Origin of the sequence: Mycolicibacterium canariasense (assembly GCF_002101555.1) — a bacterium.
Classification (GTDB): domain Bacteria; phylum Actinomycetota; class Actinomycetes; order Mycobacteriales; family Mycobacteriaceae; genus Mycobacterium; species Mycobacterium canariasense.
Genome location: NZ_LQOL01000103.1, coordinates 16,767 through 36,640 on the forward strand (window position 1 = coordinate 16,767; position 19,874 = coordinate 36,640).

Consider the following 19,874-nt stretch of genomic DNA (forward strand, 5'->3'; position numbering starts at 1 on the left):
GAAGGGAGTGAGTGTGATGACAAGAGTCAGCGACAGCGTGCGAGGGCTCTATCGCGCCGAAATGAACCCTGCCGCCACTGCCGACGACCTAGTAGTGCGGCGGCGCCACCTGGAGCGCGCCCATATCGTGTCCCAGCCGGATCCGTGGCTGCATACGTGCAATCACGCCGCGATGCTCAACTTGTGCTGCGCCAGCACGACCGCCGAGAGGCACTCGGACAGGTGCTGCGGCTGATCGTTGCCGCTCCAGGCTCGCTATCCCGTCGGCAATACCGGCCGCACATCCCGTCGGACTCATGACACCTATGCCGATGCCCGCTGATCTTCGCGCTTTAACACGAAACCTCCTAGGGGCGCGGCGAAGACGCCGAAAACATCCAAGCCGTGCGACCGCTTGGCAAGTCCGCGAAACACGGCGGCTTGCTTCTCTAGAAAAAGCGGCGAACGCGCGTTCCGCCGTCTCGACTCGGGGCCACTACGAGGGCTTCCGGCTCCTCGTTCAATTCCGCCGCGACGGAATCGACGCCACGCTCGGCCATCACCGGTGAACTAGCCCGGTAGGACCGCAGGGCTACATCTTTCCGCGACAGCCGGGGCAGGGGCCTTGCATGTCAGCGCACATAGGACAGTTGTCCATCGACATTGTCATGGACCCGTTGCAGCACCACATCAGCTTGGTCGTGCCGTTGTCGTAGATGACCGCCATGGGCTCTGAGCCGGTGACATCGAAGTAGAGTGCACCAGTCGAGGATTGGCCCTGGCCAAGGGTACTGGCCGGAAGTCCTTGGGGGCTGGCGATCTGCCACAGAACGGGGTAGCGCTGCCCGTCTGCGGTGACGGCATAAAGGTTCGGAATTATTGGAGTCACCGTGCCGCTTGCCGCTCGGACGGTGGCGGATGCTTCCCACACTTGACCGCGAGCCGCGTACCCGGGCAGCACGGCAGCGGATGTCCGAAGATCACTGACGATCCACTCCTGGACGACAGCGCCTCCAGCGTCGGTCAGTTGGTGAGGCGAGCCGAATTGATGATCGCAAGCCATCGCGGCAACAGCCGGTGGAGCGAGAGCGGCCGACACAGCGAAAATCGTCGCGAAGACGAATGTTGACAGGGAGGCGCGGAACCGCATGGTGAGTGTCCTTCCGTACGAGTGAGAACGCGTCAACCAGTAAGTCGCTGTGACCACCAATGGCAAGCCGAAGCCTTCAGTCCCGACTTCATAAGGCATCGCCACCAGCCTGGCGCGTATGAACGGCCGCACGCTGCGGAAGTTCACTGCCCCAGCGTTAGTCACCCGAGTATGGGTTGGTCCGACTTCTCATAAAGATCTGATGAAGATGTGGCCCCAGGTAAGCGACGCCAACAGACGATGACGTGCGGTGGCGACAAGTAACGTGCCGCTGCGCGGCTGGCGTTTGTGCCGCCGAGAACCGAGGCACGGTAGACGTCAGCCCCGTGACAGAAGAATCTCGGTCAGGTTGAGATGTGGTGTCGCCTAGCTGGGTTGCCGTGATGGTGGTGCCATCATCGGACGGTGGCTATCAAGGCGGCTCCCAGAACCGACAGCAGGTTGGCTGCTCGTTGCGCCGCACTAGCTTCTCTTGGGGTCGCAATCGTTCATTTTGCGGTGGTGCCGGCGCATTGGCAGCAATGGCCGCTGTCGGGGCTGTTTTTCGGTGCACTGGCTGTGCTTCAGCTGGTTTGGGCACGTGCGGTGCTTGTCAGGACTACCACCCCGGTACTGGCTGCAGGGATCTTGCTCAACGTGGGGGCCGTGGCCTTGTGGGCTCTGTCCCGCACGGTGGGCGCGCCGTTCGGTCCGCATGCCGGTCAGCCGGAATTGGTTCAGGGCGCTGATTTGTGTGCTTTGTTGCTTCAGATCTACATCGTGATGGGTGCTGGCTGGATCTGGTATCGCGGGTTGCAGGGCGAACCGGTTTCGGCGCTGACGAGTGCTGGGGTGTTACTAGGAGCGGTCAGTGTTGTCGCGCTGGCGTCGACGGTGGGCGTCGTTTCAGGTCAGCGCCATGGCGATCATCACGGTCCTGCGGAGGCCGGTGCCGGCCATCACGGAACCGAAGCCGGCTCCGCCGAGGGGCATCACGGCCACGAGCCCGGCCCGGCGCCGGTCGTTCCGCTGAACGTCAGGCCAGTCGAGCCGCCGCAGGCCCCGCCGCCTGGCGAAGCCACCGTCTCGCCGGCGGCACCGCCGATTATCGAAGCGCCGGCACAGCCCCTGCACGATGACACCAGCCACGAACACTAGCGATACCGCAGCAGCCTGCTTCGGGCTGTGGGGCTTCGGGATGCTGGCGGACCATGATGGGGCTAGCGCTGCAATACGGCCTGGGCGCTGGCTTCGGGTCGAAGGTCCAGACGCCGCAATACCTGTGCGTTGAGCGCCACGACGATGGTCGACAGCGACATGAGAATGGCGCCGACTGACATCGGCAGTACGAAGCCGACGGGCGCCAGGATCCCGGCGGCCAGCGGTACCGAGATGAGGTTGTAGCCTGCGCCCCACCAGAGGTTCTGTTTCATCTTGCGGTAGCTGGCGCGGGACAGTTCGATCACCGAGAGCACCGAACGCGGGTCTGAGCTGGCGAGGATGACTCCGGCGGAGGCGATCGCGACATCGGTTCCGGCGCCGATGGCGATGCCGACGTCGGCCTGCGCAAGTGCGGGAGCGTCGTTGACTCCGTCGCCGACCATGGCGACTTTCTTGCCTTCGTGCTGCAGTGCCGCCACTTTGGATGCTTTGTCTTCTGGGCGGACGCCGGCGAAGACTCGGTCGACGCCTAGTTCCTGTCCGACGGTGTTGGCGACAGCTTCGGCGTCGCCGGTGATCATGACGACTTCGACGCCGAGCTTGTGCAGCGCATCGACGGCCTCGCGAGATTCTGGGCGTACCTCGTCGGCCAGGCTCAGACCACCGATGACGACCCCGTCGCGGACCACGTGCAGGATGATGGCGCCGTGGGCGCGCCATTGCTCGGCTGCTTCGATTTCGGGTTCACCGAGTTCTTCGAGCAGTCGAGGGCCGCCCACCCGTACTTGATGGCCGTCGATGGACGCGGTGACGCCGACGGCCGGCGAGGATGTGAAGCCGCTGGCGCGTGGAACATTGAGACCTCGGTCGGTGGCGGCTTTGACGATGGCTTTGGCCAGTGGGTGTTCACTGTCTGTTTCTGCCGCGGCGGCCAGCGCGAGGACGGTTGCTTCATCGTGGTCGGCGACGGTCTGCACCGCTGTGACAATGGGCTCGCCTTTTGTCAGGGTGCCGGTCTTGTCGAAGAGCACCGCGTTCACGGTGCGCATGCCCTCTAATGCGAGCCGGTCTTTGATGAGCACGCCGCCGCGGGCAGCCCGCTCGGTGGCGATGGACACGACCAGTGGGATGGCCAGGCCCAGCGCGTGGGGGCAGGCGATCACGAGGACGGTGATGGCGCGAACGACCGAAGCGTCTGGATCCCCGACGATGGCCCAAACGAGCGCGGTGAGGGCCGCGGTGGCGACCGCGAACCAGAACAACCAGCCGGCGGCGCGGTCGGCCAGGCGTTGGGCTCGTGAGGACGAGTTCTGCGCTTCGCTCACCAGGCGTTGGATACCGGCGAGGGCGGTATCGTCGCCGGTCGCGGTGATCTGTACGCGCAGACCGGAATCGGTGGCCACCGTGCCTGCGGTGACGCCATCGCCGACGCTGCGACTGACCGGTCGGGATTCACCGGTGACCATCGACTCGTCGATGTCCGCGCGCCCGTCGACGATGGTCCCGTCGGCGGGAACGCTTCCACCCGGGCGAATCACCACCACATCGCCGACCCGCAGCTCTGCCGGGGACACTGTGACTGTGTGCTCGCCTTCGACCTTCTCTGCTTCGTCGGGCAGCAGGGCAGCCAAAGTGTCTAGCGCCGATGTTGTCTGGGCCAGTGAGCGCATTTCCACCCAGTGCCCCAGCAACATGATGACGATGAGCAGGGCCAGTTCCCACCAAAATTCAAGTTCGTGGTGCAGCAAGCCCAAGCTCGCACCCCACGACGCGAGGAACGCGACTGTGATGGCCAATCCGATCAGCAGCATCATTCCCGGTTTGCGGGTGCGGATTTCGCTGACGGCGCCGGTGAGGAAGGGGCGCCCGCCCACGATGAACATGACGGTGCCGAATACGGGTGCGACCCACTGTGCACCTGTGAAACGCGGAATGTCGTAGCCGACGAGCATGGCGAACATCGATGAGAACGCCACGACCGGAACGGCGATGATCATGTTGACCCAGAACAGCTTTCGGAACTGAGCGACATGGTCACCATGGCCGCCGTGACCCCCGTGCCCTTGGTGGTGTTGTTCCGTGTCGGCTGCCGCGTGTGCCTCGTGGTCGTGGTGACCGCCATGTTCGGCGTGCCGATCAGCGTGGGGGGTCGCTTCGGAGGGGTCGGGGTGGTGTGTCATGTGTGTCCTTGAGTAGATCGCGGCGGCATTGGGGCGGTTCGCAAACGCTAGGAGCGCACCAGCCGCGCGATCGCCTCGGTTGCTTCGGTCAGTTTCGCGTCTGCCGCGGGGCCGCCCGCGGCGGCGGCGTTTGCGACGCAATGGCGCAGGTGGTCGTCGAGCAGTCCGAGTGCTACCCCTTGCAAGGCTTTGGTCAGAGCGTCGACCTGGGTGAGGATGTCGATGCAGTAGCGGTCCTGCTCGATCATCCGGCTGATTCCGCGGGCTTGGCCCTCGATCCGCTTGAGCCGTGCGAGATACCGCTCTTTGTCCGTGATGTAGCCGTGGTGGCCGACATCGGTCGTCGCGCACTGGCCCGTACCGTCTGTGGTGGTCATTGATTCCTCGCTTTCACGCTCGAAGGTCGAGGTGCGGCGGCGCTGCTCCAGTCGATATCCAGCAGGTTCGGTGCAGTAGGGATGTCTGCTACTGCCGCAGCCTTGTCCTCGCCATCGGCGCAGCAGCAGCCGGCCCGTTGCAGTTGTTCAGTCACGACGACTGTCCTTTCTATCGCTGTCTGTCTGGTTGAAGGTGCTGGCAAATCCGCGTAAGCGCAGGCTGTTGGTGACGACGAACACACTGGAGAAGGCCATCGCCGCGCCGGCGAGCATGGGGTTGAGCATGCCCAGGGCGGCCACGGGGATGGCAGCGACGTTGTAGGCGAACGCCCAGAACAGGTTGGTCTTGATGGTTGACAATGTCCTGCGGGATAGCCGGATTGCGTCGACGGCGCTGCGCAGATCGCCGCGAACCAGGGTGATGTCGGAAGCCTCGATCGCCACGTCGGTGCCGGTACCCATGGCCAGACCGAGGTCGGCCTGAGCCAGAGCCGCAGCGTCGTTGACACCGTCGCCGATCATCGCGACGGTCTTGCCTTCGGCCTGCAGCCTGGTGATCACCTGCACCTTCCCTTCGGGCATGACCTCGGCGATGACGGTGTCGATTCCGACGTCCTCGGCGATGCGGCGGGCGACGGCCTCGTTGTCTCCGGTCAGCAGCACAGGGGTCAGCCCGAGTTGCTTCAGTTGCGCAATGGCCTGCGCGCTGGTGGGTTTGACGGTGTCGGCGATGACCAGGATGCCGCGGGCCTGTCCATCCCAGCCGACAGCGACGACGGTCTTTCCCTCAGTTTCGGCGTGAGCCTTGGCCCGCACCAAGTCGGGATCGAGGTGTTGTGCCCAGTCGGCCAGCAAGGTCTCTCGGCCGACGACGACGGCGTGCCCGTCAACGACGCCCTGCACGCCCTTGCCTTGCACGTTCGCGAATTCCTCGACCGTGGGAAGTGTTCCGGTCTCGTCTCTTGCCGCGATAGCGATCGCTTGGGCAATGGGGTGTTCGGAGGCGTCTTCGATGGCACCGGCCAGCCGTAGCAGGTCGCCGCGGGTGGTTCCCGGCGCCGTGACCACGTCGACGAGGGCCATTTTCCCGGTGGTGACGGTGCCCGTCTTATCCAGTACCACGGTGTCCACGGTGCGGGTGGACTCCAGCACCTCGGGTCCTTTGATCAGAATGCCCAGTTGTGCGCCCCGACCGGTTCCCACGAGCAGCGCGGTGGGGGTGGCCAGTCCGAGCGCGCACGGGCAGGCGATCACCAGGACCGCGACGGCCGCGGTGAACGCGGCGGCGACGGGGAAACCAGCCCCGAGCCACGCGCCGAGGGTGATCACCGCGACGGCGATCACGATCGGCACGAAGACCCCGGAGATCCGGTCGGCCAGGCGCTGCACTTCCGCTTTGCCGGTTTGGGCGTTCTCGACCAGTTTCGCCATGTGAGCCAGCTGGGTGTCGGAACCGACACGGCTGGCGCGCACGACCAGGCGGCCACCGGCGTTGACCGTGGCGCCCACCACGTTGTCGCCGGTGCCGACTTCGACCGGGACGGATTCGCCGGTCAGCATGGACGCGTCAACTGCTGAGGTGCCGGACACCACCACGCCGTCCGTGGCGATCTTTTCCCCCGGTCGTACGACGAATTCGTCGCCGGCGGCAAGCTGGTCGGCGGGGATTTTGGTTTCGGTGCCGTCGCGCAGTACCGAGACTTCTTTAGCGCCCAGCTCCAACAGTGCGCGCAGCGCGGCGCCGGCCTGGCGCTTGGACCTTTTCTCGAAGTAGCGACCGGCCAGGATGAAGGTCGTCACCCCCGCGGCTACTTCGAGGTAGATGTTGGCTGCGCCATGGGAGGGGGCCAAGGTCAGCGTGAAGGGGTGCGTCATTCCGGCCGCGCCTGCGGTTCCGAGGAACAACGCGTAGAGCGACCACAGGAACGCCGCTAGGGTGCCCATCGAGATCAGCGTGTCCATCGTGGCGCTGCCGTGGCGCAGGTTGGCCCACGCCGCACGGTGAAACGGCCAGGCTGCCCACAGGACGACCGGGGCTGCCAAAGTCAGTGATGCCCACTGCCAGTAGGTGAATTGCAGGGCCGGGATCATCGCCATCGCGATGACCGGCACCGACAACGCGGTGGCCGCGATGAGGCGGTGACGCAGCGCGAGCAGTTCGGGGTCGGCTTCGCTCGCGGAGGTGTCATCGGTGGTCTCTACTGTGCTCCCGGCCAGTGTGGCGGTGTAGCCGGTCGCTTCCACCGCAGTGATCAGCTGCGTCGGGTCATACCCGTCGGGCACCGCCACAGCGGCCTTTTCGGTCGCGTAGTTGACCGAGGCGGTGACGCCGTCGATCTTGTTGAGTCTGCGCTCAATTCGGTTCGCGCAGGAGGCGCACGTCATGCCGCCGATCTTCAGCTCGATGCTCGCGGCGGACACCGGTGTCGATGTCGTCATGGATGCTCCTTTTTTCTGGGGGCCGGTATCGCGGTCAGTGCCCGCTGTGGCCGGCGCTGTGATCCGGATCTGCTGTCGGTGCGGTAGCGCCGAGGCCGCTGCGGGTGGCATCAACAGCGAATGTCGCGGTGTGCACTGTGTCCTGTATTTGGAAGTCGAGATAAAGCAAGTAACGGCCGGCGGTGGGTGCGGTGGCCGCGAACGGCACCGTTGGTCCACCGTGGTCCCCCGGTGACGGCACAGCGCCTTCGGGATGTACATGCAGGTAGGCAAGGTCGCCTTCACGGAGCGCGACAAGGTGCCCGAACGCACCCAGATACGGTTGCAACGCGGTCACGGGCTGGCCGTCGCGGGTGATGCGGGCGGTGAGCTGTGCTGATGTCCCCGCGGTCATGGTTCCCTGTAGCTCTACGGTGTATCCGCCGACCCGGTCCACCGTGCGCGGGTCTGAAGCCGGCAAGGGCGCAAATGTTCCAGCCACCTCAACGGTACGAGTGAGCGTGCGCTGGCTCCCGCCCGTGGGCGCGAAGTCCGCGAAGACCCGGTAGCTGCCTGCGGCTTTCCAGGTCCACGGAATGGACCACGTGCCGCTTCGGGGATCCAGGATCGGATGCACATGGGCGTAATGACTTCCGTCAGAACGCACGACGATCAGGTGTAACTGCTTGTCGTGAACGGTGTCGTAGTCCCGCAGCGGCTCTCCCGAGGAGTCCAGGATCGAAAAGCTCAGGATGCCTCGGGCATCGACGGTGCGTGGCGCTCGCACCGGCAGCAGCTGATAACCGTCCCGAGCGAGCGACAACCCTGCGGGGTCCCCGACCGGCATGGCGCCCGGCGCCGGCGGCTCGTTGCTGGCGAGAGGTTTTGCCGTCGAGCTGGCGTTCCCTTGGGCTGCGGGGGCGGGAACGACGGCCGCCGCGGTGGCGTAGGCGGCACCGAAAGCTACGACCATTACCACGCAGAAGGCGGCCAGTCGTCCCGCGGCGTTCATGCGACCCGCACCGCCGAGTAGCCGGCCTCGGCTACGGCAGCCACAACCTGCGCGTCATCGACAGACCCGTCAGATGTCACGGTTAGCGCGCCGGTCTTGGCGCTTACCTCGACATCTCGGACCCCGGCGACGCCGCCGACCTCCTCGCGTACGGATGCCTCGCAATGCCCGCAGCTCATCCCCGTGACGGCGTACTTGCTCGTACCCATGACTGAACTCCTAACTTCGCTTACCGTTTATACCCCTACCGGGTATGTGTACCTAGGCTATACCCCCACGGGGTACGGCACAAGGGGCAGTTCTCCGCGGCTTTGATGACCGTCAATGCTTATCGGGGTATCCCTACGAAGGGCGAGACGGTTGGTGATGCGAACGTTGCACGTCGGGAACGATGGCTGGCCACTGATGGGCGAGGTCGTCGGCCACGGCAAGCTGGTCATCATGTTGCACGGCGGTGGGCTGCCCGATCACCACAGCATGTGTCGGCTTGCCGGCCGCCTTGCTGGTCGGTATCGCGTTGCGCTGCCAGACATTCGAGGGTACGGAGCATCGCGTTGCCCCGACCCGGCGTTGCACCGGTGGGATCAATACGTCACGGACACCAAGGCGATCATGCCTCCAACATCCCCGAATCGCCCGGTCGGCAGTCGTCATCAGCGCTGAAGCTATTGAAGACGACAGGGAAAAAAGCCGCAGACAAAAGGCTGACGAGCCAGTTCGCCGATCGCGCCCGCTCTCGCGGCTTACAGGCCGCGTGGGAGCTGTTCATTCCTCACCTCCAGCCGCTCATAACTAACCTCGTCACCGAGGCTATTCCGCGCGCTGACGCCCAAAGCGCGGCTGCCGCAGTGGCAATCGGCAATGACCGCGCCGTCGCGATAGTCGAAGAACTCCGGCGCATCGACACTCCGACCCTCATCATTGCCGGCGATGACACACGTCATCCCACGCACTTGGCGCGTTCGCTCGCCGACGTCCGTCCGATGGAATTTTTGGCGCGGGCCACCATGTCCGACCTGCTGGTCAACGCTGACGACATGGCACATGCCTTCGCCTCGGAAATCGAGGAATTTCTCGCCACCACGTCCGACCCGGAAACTCAGCCCCACCAAACGCAGCGGCGAAGCAACCTCAAATAGCCACCTAGGGCGATTTGATGGTCCGCCTGTCACCGGTGATGCTGTGGCGCTTCTGTTAGCGACCGCCGCCCATCGCGCAGCCGTCAGCCGCAGCAGGACTTTCCCTTGTCCGCCGCGATGGCACGGCGCCCGCTGGTGATGCCGCCCAGCGCACACAGAGCAATGCACTTGGCGACCGACCGCGCCGTCGCACTACGGAGCATCCGGCGCACCTTCTCGCCCATTTGCATCCAACCCTTCCGCCGACTGTTATACCCCCCGGTGGTATGCAAATACTAGCCCGTGGGTTGTCATCTCACAATGGGTCAGCACTCGACCTGCGGACTTGAACTCGATGTCGGTCCGCGCGGTCCAGCGGGGACATCGCCTACACCACGGTCATGTCGACCGTGGACAACCTCCACACCGAGGGGTGTCTGACCAGGGAGCGCGAGGGGCGAGCTTACCGGTACCGGGCGAGGTTGACCCGCGAGGAGCACAGCGCGCAACTCATGAGCGCCGCGTTAGCCGGTGGCGGGCGACCCGACCTCGTGCTCAAGTACTTCTTGGAGCAGATCGGCACCGAGGAGTCCGACACCATCTGCCGCGCACTGCGCCGCGCGTCCCGAGGCGGACGGTGAACGTCGAGGCCGCTGGCGACGGCGCGAAACCACCACACCTGCAGCCGTGATAGAACGCCCTACTCCCCACCGGATTTCGGCGGTATCAGGCGCCGTCGAGACGAGCGCACGCAGCCACACAATGATCGCGCCACACCTGCATCATTGGATGGTGACCGCGCTGGACGACCTTACGTGCTACGCGACGGCCAGGCGGTATCCGACGCCGCGCACGTTCAGTACCAGTTCGGGATCGTCAGGATCGTCTCCCAGCCGACGCCGTAGCGCACCGATGTGCACGCCGACCCGGTCGGCGGTGGCGTTCGACCGCGGCCCCCAGACGGCCTCCGTGAGATCTCGGCGCGTCACCACCGCACCGCGACGCCGGGCCAGTTCGACCAAGATGTCGAACTGAGTGCGGGTCAACCCGATGCGCTCATCGGCGACCCGCACTTCACGTAGACCAACGTCGATCGACAGCGATCCGTACGAATAGCGTGGCGGCGCAGCGTCGCCACGCTCAACGCGCGCTTCGGTGGCGGTCCAACGTCGCAGCGCGGCCCGCACCCGCGCCGCGAGTTCACGGCTACTGCGTGGTCCGGTGAGGACGTCGTCGGCGCCTGCCCGCAGGCCCGCAACGACGACGCTCTCGTTGTCGGCACTCGAGTGCATCGTGACGTGGGCGTCGCAGACGTCGCGGATTCCCCGGCACACCTGCATCACCGTCCCCCCCAGCGAATCCACATCGAGGGCAACGAATCCGGGCCGCAGGCGGTGAGCGACCCCGACCGCCTCACCGGCGTCGTCGGCCACCACCAGGGACACCTCATCGGCGCGGAAATGGTCGGCGACGGCCTCGATCCATCTGAGGTGGTCGCCAACGATCAGCAGCATCGTCGGGGCCGGTATCGCCGTCATTGAACGGTCACGCATCCCTACATACTGCCCTACTACGTAGCTACATATGTGCTTCACAGTATGGTGTGTCGCTCACCGCGCATATCGCCACCGGTCACCACCTCGCGCGTCGACCCGCTGGGTACGGACGAACCCGGGGTCCGCAGCCGTCCGGAACCGCTCGCGCGCAACGCACCCGGCGACGGCGAATTTGTTACGGAAGCGAGACGAGAGGCGCAAGTCATCCCCCGTGAACGATGTTAGCGTTTGATACCAGAACGTGGTACGTACGTACTGCCCTATTACGTAGGTATGCGGCGAGTCCGTTGGCGCGTTGCCGCAGATCGTCGCGGGATCCCGCCCGTGCCCAGCACTGGCCGACGATCGAGAAGGTGAGGACCGTGTCCACCAAACTATCCCGGCGGAAGGTGCTGAGCTGTTCGGCCGCGGCGGTGCTGACCGTGGCCTTCTCCGCGCCCGCAGCCGCCGAACCCGCCGATGGAACCTGGGATCCGAGCCTGCCCAAGATCGCGAGTGCGGGCGCGCCGGGTGATCCGCTCGCCATCGCCAACGCCTCGCTGCGCGCCACCGCGATAGCCACCCAGACCACGATGGATCTCGGCCGCAACTTCCTGCGCAGTCTGGGGTTGGGCGGTGCTGAGCCCACCGCCGGTCCGCTGGCATCTGGCCGCGTGTCGGGAAGCCGGGCCATCGAGTACGTGATCCGCCGCGCGGGCACCCAACTCGGAGTGCCCTACTCCTGGGGCGGCGGCAGCCTTACCGGACCCAGCCGCGGCATAGACCAGGGTGCCGGCACGGTCGGTTTCGACTGTTCCGGACTGACCCGCTATGCCTTCGCCGGCGTCGGCATTCTGCTGCCGCGGTGGTCCGGTCATCAGTACAACGCCGGCCGCAAGGTTCCTCCGTCACAGGCGCGGCGCGGCGACCTGTTGTTCTGGGGCCCCGGCGGCAGCCAGCACGAGGCGCTCTACCTCGGAAACGGTCAGATGCTGGAGGCTCAGCAGACCGGTGTGCCGATCAAGATCTCTCCGGTTCGCCTGTCGGGAATGACTCCCTATGTGACGCGCATCATCGAGTGACCTGATCGCCACCCAACCGAGGAGATCATGCAGTCCGCAACGCCCATTTACGACGCGTTGGTCGAGGAAATGCTCGGCCCGCTAACTGATTTCGTGCCCCAATGGCTGATCGGCCGGCGCGCTGAGCACCCGCGGCCACCGTCAGAGACCGAGCCACGTCGTGTGATCGCCCCGTCGGAGGTTCATCCGCCCGAACGCCCCGGCCGCCCCTCGCCGCCACCTCCTCGACACCGCGTGACCCAACCCGGCGTCCGTCTGACTCCGACACGTCGGGCGAGCCAAACGGCCCGGTGAGCTTGCGTCACAACGGTCTCGGCGTCGCCGACCACCTCGGTTTCATCAGGTGCAGACCAGCACGCCGGAGGCGGCCATTGACAGTGCGGCCAAGGGTGCCAGGGCGATGAGACCCGCGATGCCGGCCAGCATGGCGTCGAGACGCCGCACGCCGTCGGCGGGCGGCGACGTCAAGCGCTCCGCGCGACTGACCACGGCGACATCGGCGGCACCTAGCGCCGTCGCGGGTGCCGCTCCGGCCAGTGTGAGCAGCCCGTCCAGCACGGCGTGGCGTCCGTGCCGTTTCGCTGCGGCGTCATCGGCGCACATCTCCAACAGCCTCGTCACCTCGAGCGCGCCGTCGCGCATCAGTGCCAGCCGGGGCAGCACCGACGCGATCGCGCGCACCAGGATGGTCACCTCCAAGTGGTGTCCGCGTACGTGCGCCCACTCGTGGGCGAGCACCGCACTCATCTCGCGCTCGTCGAGGGCGGAAACCGCGGCGCTGGTGACCACGATCGTCGACGGCTTGCCGGCCACGCAGTAGGCGGCGCGCACCTCGGCGTCGACGACGAAGGTGTTCTGTTCCAGGATCGGTCGGCCTACCAGGCGGATGCCGTGAGCGTGGCCGTGAGCCTGCCTCCGTAGTCGGCTCGCGGTGCGCATCAGCTGCGCTGTGATGAACACGACGGCGACGATAATGGCTCCGGCACTCAGCAGAAGGACCCAGCGTGGTGCATCGCCCGACCGGCCCGCCAGGACCCGGCACAGCATCTCGATGCACGAGTCGATGAACGAGTGTCGCCGGCTCCAGTGCGCGACCTCGTCGATCACGATCAGAACCGCCGAGATCAGCCACGTCGCCAGCACACTGAGCATGGCGGTGAGCCATGCCGCGGCCCCCAGACGGGGCGCGCGTCCCGCCCGCGTCAGTGCGCGCAGCGCGGGCGGGCCCACGAGCAGTACCGCTGCGCTGTAGAGCAGAAGGCAGGCTGCCAGGCTCACTGGCGCTTGGCTTTGGTAGAGCGTCTCGACAACCGGCGCAGGGCCGATCGCAACCCTTCGGATTCCTCGGGCCCGATCTGTTCAATGAAGTGGTTGAGCACCAGTTCAGAACGGCCGCCGCCGTCGAGTGCTTCGCGCATCAATCGGGCGGTGTGCTCCTCGCGGGTCATCACTGCCCAGTAGCGGTAGGCGCGGCCGTCGCGCTCGCGGTCCAGCCAGCCCTTGGTGTGCAGGTTGTCCATCGTCGACATCACCGTGGTGTAGGCGATGTGCCGCTGTTCGGCCATCTCTTCGAAGATCTCGCGCACCGTGACGGTGTAGGGATCGTGATCCCACACCCGATCTATCACCGCGGCTTCCAGCTCGCCGAACCCTCGAACTCTCACCGCGCACCTCCACCGTCGTTGCCGGGCAGCCTACCTCGTCGTCGCGACCGCGACAGGTGGTGACGCGCGGCGATGAGCGCGCGTCACCGTCAGCGGCGCGCCTCGGCACCTCATCAGTACGCAGGTAAACCGTCGATCACCGTAGTAGCTCCGGCAGTGCGGTGGCGACCGGGACCGCCCTTTCAGCCCGACACGCGACGCCGGCCAAGGTCGCGGCCCCGGACTTCCGTCGAGCAGCACCTGTTTTGGTCCGGTGCCATTCATCGGAACCCCCAATGCCGCAATGGGTCCTGCGGCGCACACGGCTGATGGGGACTCACGGCGTGCGGTGCGTCGCACACGCGGCTGCCGACGCAATCTTCAGTGTTCCGGTTCTGCTCGCGGCGCAACGGGTGCCGCGATGATCACCGCACGGTGCACAACGCCAGCGCGGTGGTCAGAACTGCCACGACGATCACCGCCGTCACCGCCAGTAGCGCCGCGGTGCCCCCGGCGGCCGAGGCGGCGCATCCTCGGGCGCGCGGCGAACGCTGGCCGGACAGGCGCGCTAGCCTCAGTTGCACGCAGTCACCGGCGATGCCCAGCGGCGACAGCATGTGCCATCGTGATCAGCAGATGGTGGCGCCGTTGCAGGTGGGCTCGTTCGTGGGCCACTACCGCGCGCACCGCGGTGTCGTCGAGGCACTCGAGCACACCCGGTGCTCAAGACCACCAGTGGCGGGTCACCGGCGAGGCTGTAGGCGTGTTGCTCGGAGTTGGGCAGCCACAGCACGCCGTCGGCGCGCGGAGCACTGCCGTGCAGCATCCACGCCAGTTCGGCGTGCAGGGCGTGCAGTCGCCGGCGGTGCCGGCCCGCGATGGCGAGAAGCCATCCGCCGCGCGCCGCGGCGAACGCGATGAGTCCACCACTGATCACCCCGACAGCTGTGTCTATCTCTCAGTTGAGCCAGTCCCGGCAGCGCGATGGCGAACAGCGTGAGGCACACCGACACCGCCCACGCCAGCAGCAGCATGCCCGCGTCGGCGCCACGGCGGGTCAACCAGCGCAGCGCTGGCGGCCATGCCGCCGCCATCAGCACGCCCACGACCGACCACCACATGAGGCCGGTCATTGGGTGGCCCGCCGTTCCTTCAGCCCTCGACGATTCAACGTGCGGGACTCCGCGTCGGTGGCCGCACGCGCGAACTGCAGCAGAGCAGCCTCCGGATCGTCACTGTCGGCCAGCAGGTCTCGCAGCGCGTCGACGCCCGCGTGCCGCCGGCCGCAGCGGTTCCGACACCGATAGGTTCGATCATCGAATTGTCTGCTGAGCCAGCCTTCCTGTGCAGGTTGCCCTTCACCGTCATGACGGCAATTGCCGCAACCGCGCCGTCGGCACGACGCAGCCCGGGCAGCGCACGAGACACGCCCTGAGCACGCCCTCAAAGACGCCGATGATCACCAACGCAGCGGTCAAGACCAGCTCCCCGATCCTGCGGCGATGCGACGACATCCGACCCCTCGCTCTCGACGTGGTGTCCGCAAGGACGCGGACCCACTGTCTATCCACTAAAAACATCAATACTCGGCGCGTCGAAGACGGCTGTGCACCGCTGTTCAGCCGGTGTAGTCGAGCCGGGTCATCATCCCGGCGTCCTGGTGATAGGTGTTGTGGCAGTGCAGCATCCACTGACCGGGGTTGTCGGCAACAAACGCCACCCGAAGCCGCTGGGCGGGGAGCACGATCGCGGTGTCTTTGCGTGCGCCGGGCCTCCCGTCGGCGGTGAGAACCTCGAAGGTGTGACCGTGCAAGTGCATGGGATGCCACATCGTCGACGTGTTGTTAAACGTCATCTCGACGCGCTGCCCTGAGCGCACCTGCAACGGAGCGGTCCGGGAGAACGGCAGCCCGTTGATCGTCCACTCGTAGGGCGACATTGAACCGGCCAGGTCGACGGGTAGTCGCACGTCGGCGGCCGCGGGGACCAGCGCCGCGGCGGTGGTGGCGGTGAAGTCGCCGACCGTGGCGACACGACCTTTCAATTCTGGCGGCTGCAAATCTGCCGGCGGCGGGTCGCCTGCGCCGGTGACGAGCAGGGCGCGCGCCATGGCGTTCTTGCCCTCGGCGAGGGCGACCAGGGCGAACGCCCCGTCCCCGGCGGTGAGCCGCACGTCGTAACGCTCCCCCATCCCGATCAGCACTGCATCGACATCAGTGGGCTCCACGGGGAACCCGTCGGTGTGGGTCACGGTCAACTGATGCCCTGCAACGGCGACCCGGAACGCCGTGTCGGATGCCGCGTTGATGATCCGGATCCTGACCCGCTGTCCCGGTTTCGCCCGAAACACGCTGGGAGCATCGACGACTCGGCCGTTGACGAGATAGTACGGATAGGACACGTCACCGGAGTCACCGCCGAGAAGCGCACTCTTGGACGTCCCGCCGACACCCTCGACGGTGCCCGTTTCCATGTCCGGCATGTCATTGGACCCCGACATGTCGTGGCCCGGCGACATTGCTGTGCGCAACCCGTCGAAGATCTGCGCGGGACTGGATCCGACGCCATCGGTCCAGTCGTCGAGCATCACGATCCACTCGGCGTCGTAATCTCCCGGATCCCTCGGATCGTCGACGATGACGGGGAAGTACAGTCCGGTGTCGGCGTCCAGTCCGGTGTGTGGATGCGCCCAGTACGTGCCCGGATGTGGCACCGAAAAGCGGTAGGTGAAGTCGGTGCCGGCGGCGATGTCCGGCGTCGCCGGGGCAGCGCCGTCCATGTCGTTGCGCATCGCAATGCCGTGCCAGTGCACCGACGTAGTGCGCGGCAGCCGATTGCGCACCGTGACCGCGACCTCGTCGCCCACTGAAGCCCGCAGCAGGGGTCCCGGCGCCGTTCCGTTGTAGGCCAGCGATCGGGCGACACGGCCTCCGAGGTCCACACGGGTCGACTCGGCAGTCAGCGTCGCCGAGACTGTCCGGCCGCTGTGCGGACGGCGCGCCTCGGCCGCGGCGATCGCGTTGTCGGGCCCCACCGAGCTACCCTTTGTGCTGCATGACGCAAGCGCGGCACCGCCGGCCGCGGTCGCTGCGGCAGCGAGAAACGACCGTCGGGTAAACCGATAAGTGTCAGACATGACGTCGGCCGTGCACCACGTGCATGCTCGCCACATCCTCCACGCCGTGGTCGGTTCCACCCCGCGTGTGCGGCCGACGGGCGTGGGTGGGGCCGGCGAACAACGCCGTCGTCGCCAGGAGTGCCACCGTCCAGCAGGCCACGAGTACGCCGAGCATCACCAGCCAGCTGTGCCAGTCACCACCGGACACCCCGTGCGCCACATGGCCGGCCATCGTCAGCGTGCTCATGTGACGACGGTGCGTGACGTAATCGGCGAAACCGGTATTGGTCGTGTGAAGGTTCGTTGAAGATCGCGCCGCACGACACGAACGCGGTCGCAACCGGCACCATGAACGGCATGAAAGATACCTCAGCGCGCAGCGACGACCGCTCGCCGGGATTTCGGGCGTTGGTTGTCGACGACGAAGCCGCCCTGGCCGAGATCGTGGCCAGTTACCTCGTCCGGGAGCAGTTCGACACGCGCGTGGCTTACGACGGTGCCACCGCGGTAATCCTGGCGCGTGAGCACGACCCCGATGTCGTGATCCTCGATTTGGGCCTGCCCGGCATGGACGGACTGGAGGTGTGCCGTCAGCTCCGCACGTTCTCCGACGCCTACGTCGTGATGCTCACCGCACGCGACAGCGAACTGGACACAATTATCGGACTCAGCGTGGGCGCTGACGACTACATCACCAAACCGTTCAGCTCCGGCGAACTGGTCGCCCGGATCCGGGCAATGCTGCGCCGACCACGCTCGGCTCCCGCCGCCGCCACCGCAGTGGCCTCCGACATCCCGGCGCCGCTGACTTTTGGCCCGCTGCGCATCGACCTGGCCGCGCGCGAGGTGTACCTCGAAGACGAGCCGATCCCCCTGACCCGCACCGAATTCGATTTGCTGGCCGCCCTGTCGGCGCGGCCCGGCACAGTGATGAACCGCCGCCAACTGCTCGAAATCGTGCGCGACGGCCCCTGGGTGGGCAACGACCACCTCGTCGATGTCCACGTCGGACACGTACGCCGCAAACTCGGCGACGACCCCGCCGCACCGCGCTTCATCATTACCGTGCGCGGTGTCGGATATCGGATGGGCAGCCTTCGATGATCGCCACTGCACTTCGCCGGCGACCGAGCATCGGTATGCGGTTGCTCATCGCCCAGACGGCGGTCCTACTAGCGGGAGCGGTCACCACCTGGGTGGTCGCCGCCGTCGTCGGACCACCTCTGTTCCGCGAACACCTACATCAGGCCGGCGTGTCGGCGGGCTCGGCTGAGCAGCTGCACGCCGAAGAGGCCTACCTGTACGCGACGGTATTCTCCGTCGGTGGCGCCGTAGCGGTCTCGGCAATCACCGCGTTCGCAGTGACGCTCTACGTCAGCCGTCGGCTGCAGCGGTCGGTAACCGCGGTCGCGGCCGCTGCCAGCGCCGTCTCGGAGGGAAGATACGACGTCCGGGTGGCCCCGCAGAATCTCGGCGAGGACTTCGACGCGCTGTCGGAAGCTTTCAACCGGATGGCCGCCCAGCTTGAGTCCATCGACACCACGCGTCGTCAACTCTTCGGTGACCTGGCCCACGAAATCCGCACTCCGGTGGCCGTTCTCGAAGCCTGTCTGGAAGCCGTCGAGGACGGCCTGCGATCGCTGACTCCCGACACCATCGCGATGTTGCGTGACCAGTCACGCCGCCTGGTGCGCTTCGCCGGCGATCTGGGCGCGCTGGCTCAGGCCGAGGAGAGTGCGGCCACGATGTCCTTTACCGAACTTGATGTCGCCGACGTGGTCACTCGGACCGTCGCCGCTGTCACCGACCGCTACCATGCCAAGGCCGTGTCACTATCGACACATCTGTCGGCGTCTGAACATAGTGTGTGGGGGGACCCGCAGCGTCTCACACAGGTGCTGGTCAACATCTTGGACAACGCGTTGCGGCACACCCCCAAGGGGGGCCACGTGAACATACGCACCGACACCGTGGGCACCCACCTCGTCATCCGCGTAACCGACGACGGTGAGGGCATCGCCGACGCGCACCTGCCGCACGTCTTCGAACGCCTTTACCGCGCCGACGCCGCCCGCGATCGTAACCACGGGGGTTCAGGTCTGGGACTGGCCATCGCCAAGGCGCTCGTCGAAGCGCACGGCGGTCACATCGGCGCCGCCAGCAAAGGTACCGGGACGGGCACGACCGTCACCGTCGGTTTGCCGCTCCTGCTGGCGCCGCCGCGGCCCCCACCCCGCTAAACCGCGACTCATCCAGAAACGACCCCCTCAACGCTCCCCTCAGCGCCACCGTGGTCTCACTTCGCGGCCAATATGGTGTCCATGGTGTCGATCTCCTGCTGCTGGGAGCTCATGATGGAACGCGCCATCTCGGTAGCCGCCGGAAACTGGCCACGGTCCACCTCGGTCTTAGCCATGGCGATGGCTCCCTTGTGGTGCTCGATCATCTGAGTCAAGAACAGCCTGCTCGCCTCGGCGCCCTGGGCATCCTGCAGTGCTGCCATGTCCTGTTCGGACATCATGCCACCGCCCATACTGCCCATGTCGTGCCCGGGCATGTCGGACATTTCCGGCATCGCGGACGTGGTCGTCGATACGCCCCAGTCGGCCAGCCAACCCTGCATCTTCTGGATCTCGGGCCCCTGGGCCTCCTTGATCTGGTTGGCCAGCCTCACCACCTCAGGATCGATGCCCTGCTTGCCCAGCAGCAGGTCGCTCATCTCGACCGCCTGTTGATGGTGCGGAATCATCCCCTGCGTGAAAGCCACGTCGGCGTCATTGTGCGTCTGCCCCGTCTGGCCGCCCGACGGGGAGGAGGCCGCCGCAGCCGAGGTCTGCGAACCGCTCATCGACGACATGTCGTGATTCGTTGAAGTGTTGCTACACGCGCTTACCGTCAACATGCCCGCCACAGCAGCGGCGGCCAACAATCCGGTCTTCTTGACGTTGTTCATTCGAGTCCTCCGTAATCCGTTTCTCGACATCGCATTTCGACGTCGAGGAGCTGATCTCGCTTCGCGTGATCGGCACTCGTACGACACACCAGCTTGACCGCACCGTCTAAGAGTCGCCGCGGCGTTCGGTGAAGAAACGGTAAAGACGGACCGCCGCGGTTCTGCAACG

At 66.1% G+C, this 19,874-nt stretch carries 20 protein-coding genes and 2 pseudogenes; 7 read left to right on the plus strand and 15 right to left on the minus strand.

Annotated features, from left to right (window positions below):
* Positions 1 to 16: 16 nt before the first annotated feature.
* A pseudogene (locus tag AWB94_RS35970) lies at positions 17 to 338 on the plus strand (DUF3703 domain-containing protein); the annotation flags it as partial.
* 233 nt (positions 339 to 571) lie between these two features.
* On the opposite strand, the gene AWB94_RS32520 reads toward AWB94_RS35970, so the two are convergent.
* Entirely contained in the window at positions 572 to 1,129 is a 558-nt protein-coding gene (locus AWB94_RS32520) for an MPT63 family protein (protein WP_062657519.1), read from the minus strand.
* 405 nt (positions 1,130 to 1,534) lie between these two features.
* Here AWB94_RS32520 and AWB94_RS32525 point away from each other — a divergent pair, with 405 nt between their 5' ends.
* Positions 1,535 to 2,266 (plus strand): hypothetical protein, encoded by a 732-nt coding sequence (locus AWB94_RS32525; RefSeq protein ID WP_062657507.1) that lies wholly within the window; start codon positions 1,535 to 1,537, stop codon positions 2,264 to 2,266.
* A 62-nt stretch (positions 2,267 to 2,328) separates the two neighbouring features.
* Here the strand turns inward: AWB94_RS32525 and AWB94_RS32530 are convergent, their stop codons facing one another.
* The 6 genes from AWB94_RS32530 to AWB94_RS32550 are packed head-to-tail and all read right to left on the minus strand — an operon-like array spanning position 2,329 to position 8,465.
* Positions 2,329 to 4,449: a heavy metal translocating P-type ATPase gene (locus AWB94_RS32530; protein WP_062657506.1), complete on the minus strand. Its 2,121-nt coding sequence runs from the start codon at positions 4,447 to 4,449 to the stop codon at positions 2,329 to 2,331.
* A 47-nt stretch (positions 4,450 to 4,496) separates the two neighbouring features.
* Entirely contained in the window at positions 4,497 to 4,826 is a 330-nt protein-coding gene (locus AWB94_RS32535; RefSeq protein ID WP_062657505.1) for a metal-sensitive transcriptional regulator, read from the minus strand.
* A complete protein-coding gene (locus AWB94_RS35400; RefSeq protein ID WP_165605343.1) occupies positions 4,823 to 4,981 on the minus strand; it encodes a hypothetical protein in 159 nt (52 codons plus the stop codon). The genes AWB94_RS32535 and AWB94_RS35400 overlap by 4 nt, the downstream gene beginning before the upstream one ends.
* Positions 4,974 to 7,265, minus strand: coding sequence for a heavy metal translocating P-type ATPase (locus AWB94_RS32540; RefSeq protein WP_062657504.1), 2,292 nt, complete (start codon positions 7,263 to 7,265; stop codon positions 4,974 to 4,976). Before AWB94_RS32540 ends, AWB94_RS35400 begins: the two co-directional genes overlap by 8 nt.
* A gap of 34 nt (positions 7,266 to 7,299) precedes the next feature.
* Positions 7,300 to 8,256 (minus strand): DUF8832 domain-containing protein, encoded by a 957-nt coding sequence (locus AWB94_RS32545; protein WP_062657503.1) that lies wholly within the window; start codon positions 8,254 to 8,256, stop codon positions 7,300 to 7,302.
* Positions 8,253 to 8,465, minus strand: a complete 213-nt coding sequence (locus tag AWB94_RS32550) for a heavy-metal-associated domain-containing protein (protein WP_062657502.1) — start codon at positions 8,463 to 8,465, stop codon at positions 8,253 to 8,255. Before AWB94_RS32550 ends, AWB94_RS32545 begins: the two co-directional genes overlap by 4 nt.
* 369 nt (positions 8,466 to 8,834) lie before the next feature.
* Between AWB94_RS32550 and AWB94_RS32555 the strand changes: the two genes are divergently transcribed.
* Together AWB94_RS32555 and AWB94_RS32560 are read left to right on the plus strand one after the other, a co-directional pair.
* A complete protein-coding gene (locus tag AWB94_RS32555) occupies positions 8,835 to 9,395 on the plus strand; it encodes a hypothetical protein (RefSeq protein ID WP_230022958.1) in 561 nt (186 codons plus the stop codon).
* Positions 9,396 to 9,754: 359 nt separating this feature from the next.
* Positions 9,755 to 10,015 (plus strand): annotated as a pseudogene (locus tag AWB94_RS32560) (BlaI/MecI/CopY family transcriptional regulator); the annotation flags it as partial.
* A gap of 177 nt (positions 10,016 to 10,192) precedes the next feature.
* Here AWB94_RS32560 and AWB94_RS32565 read toward each other — a convergent pair.
* The gene (locus tag AWB94_RS32565; protein WP_064961321.1) at positions 10,193 to 10,927 is read right to left on the minus strand and encodes a winged helix-turn-helix transcriptional regulator; all 735 of its coding nucleotides are present in this window, start codon (positions 10,925 to 10,927) and stop codon (positions 10,193 to 10,195) included.
* A 392-nt stretch (positions 10,928 to 11,319) separates the two neighbouring features.
* On the opposite strand from AWB94_RS32565, the gene ripB reads away from it, so the two are divergent.
* Positions 11,320 to 11,991: an NlpC/P60 family peptidoglycan endopeptidase RipB gene (gene ripB / locus AWB94_RS32570; RefSeq protein ID WP_230022984.1), complete on the plus strand. Its 672-nt coding sequence runs from the start codon at positions 11,320 to 11,322 to the stop codon at positions 11,989 to 11,991.
* 339 nt (positions 11,992 to 12,330) lie between these two features.
* Here ripB and AWB94_RS32580 read toward each other — a convergent pair whose 3' ends face one another.
* The 6 genes from AWB94_RS32580 to AWB94_RS32605 form a co-directional block, all read right to left on the minus strand.
* The gene (locus tag AWB94_RS32580) at positions 12,331 to 13,269 is read right to left on the minus strand and encodes a M56 family metallopeptidase (protein ID WP_062657499.1); all 939 of its coding nucleotides are present in this window, start codon (positions 13,267 to 13,269) and stop codon (positions 12,331 to 12,333) included.
* Complete coding sequence (locus AWB94_RS32585; protein ID WP_062657498.1) at positions 13,266 to 13,655, minus strand: BlaI/MecI/CopY family transcriptional regulator; 390 nt, start codon at positions 13,653 to 13,655, stop codon at positions 13,266 to 13,268. Before AWB94_RS32585 ends, AWB94_RS32580 begins: the two co-directional genes overlap by 4 nt.
* 404 nt (positions 13,656 to 14,059) lie before the next feature.
* Complete coding sequence (locus AWB94_RS35975; RefSeq protein ID WP_234811961.1) at positions 14,060 to 14,218, minus strand: hypothetical protein; 159 nt, start codon at positions 14,216 to 14,218, stop codon at positions 14,060 to 14,062.
* A 4-nt stretch (positions 14,219 to 14,222) separates the two neighbouring features.
* The gene (locus AWB94_RS35980; RefSeq protein WP_308205527.1) at positions 14,223 to 14,348 is read right to left on the minus strand and encodes a M48 family metalloprotease; all 126 of its coding nucleotides are present in this window, start codon (positions 14,346 to 14,348) and stop codon (positions 14,223 to 14,225) included.
* Positions 14,349 to 15,252: 904 nt separating this feature from the next.
* Complete coding sequence (locus AWB94_RS32600; protein ID WP_062657495.1) at positions 15,253 to 16,770, minus strand: multicopper oxidase family protein; 1,518 nt, start codon at positions 16,768 to 16,770, stop codon at positions 15,253 to 15,255.
* Entirely contained in the window at positions 16,763 to 16,999 is a 237-nt protein-coding gene (locus AWB94_RS32605) for a hypothetical protein (RefSeq protein WP_062657494.1), read from the minus strand. The genes AWB94_RS32600 and AWB94_RS32605 overlap by 8 nt, the downstream gene beginning before the upstream one ends.
* A gap of 101 nt (positions 17,000 to 17,100) precedes the next feature.
* Between AWB94_RS32605 and AWB94_RS32610 the strand changes: the two genes are divergently transcribed.
* Positions 17,101 to 17,856 (plus strand): response regulator, encoded by a 756-nt coding sequence (locus AWB94_RS32610; RefSeq protein WP_062657518.1) that lies wholly within the window; start codon positions 17,101 to 17,103, stop codon positions 17,854 to 17,856.
* Entirely contained in the window at positions 17,853 to 18,992 is a 1,140-nt protein-coding gene (locus AWB94_RS32615) for a sensor histidine kinase (RefSeq protein ID WP_062657493.1), read from the plus strand. Before AWB94_RS32610 ends, AWB94_RS32615 begins: the two co-directional genes overlap by 4 nt.
* Positions 18,993 to 19,048: 56 nt before the next feature.
* Here AWB94_RS32615 and AWB94_RS32620 read toward each other — a convergent pair whose 3' ends face one another.
* Positions 19,049 to 19,705 (minus strand): DUF305 domain-containing protein, encoded by a 657-nt coding sequence (locus AWB94_RS32620; protein WP_062657492.1) that lies wholly within the window; start codon positions 19,703 to 19,705, stop codon positions 19,049 to 19,051.
* Between the last annotated feature and the right edge of the window lie 169 nt (positions 19,706 to 19,874).